Source organism: Neisseria sp. P0001.S005 (assembly GCF_051963715.1).
The window spans coordinates 1-344 of sequence record NZ_JBQCTZ010000829.1 but is presented as its reverse complement, the minus strand read 5'-3'; the positions used below and the strand labels follow the sequence as shown (position 1 = coordinate 344).

Here is a 344-nt window from a genome sequence, read left to right as displayed (position 1 = left end):
CAGCCCCATGCCGCTTTGGTGGTATCGGCGATGGTATTGGTCTGTACGGCTTCAAATACAAAGCCGAAACAGAAAATTAGACTCAGGGCGAATAAAACGCCCAGCCATTTTTGTCCCAGGCCTTGAGTGATGTAGTAGGCAGGGCCGCCGCGGAAGTGGTGGTTGTCGTAGTCCCGGATTTTAAAGAGTTGAGCCAGTGAAGATTCGACAAACGCCGAACTCATGCCGATTAAGGCGGTTACCCACATCCAGAACACCGCGCCCGGTCCGCCGAGTTTGATGGCAATCGCCACGCCGGCGATGTTGCCCACGCCTACGCGGCTGGCCAAGCCGGTAACGAATGC

The 344-nt window shown here is 56.1% G+C and carries 1 protein-coding gene; it reads right to left on the bottom strand.

Annotated features, from left to right (window positions below; all coding sequences use genetic code 11):
- The coding region (locus ACTHSP_RS23085) for an alanine:cation symporter family protein (RefSeq protein ID WP_440347136.1) at nucleotides 1–344 on the bottom strand (344 nt) is incomplete at both ends.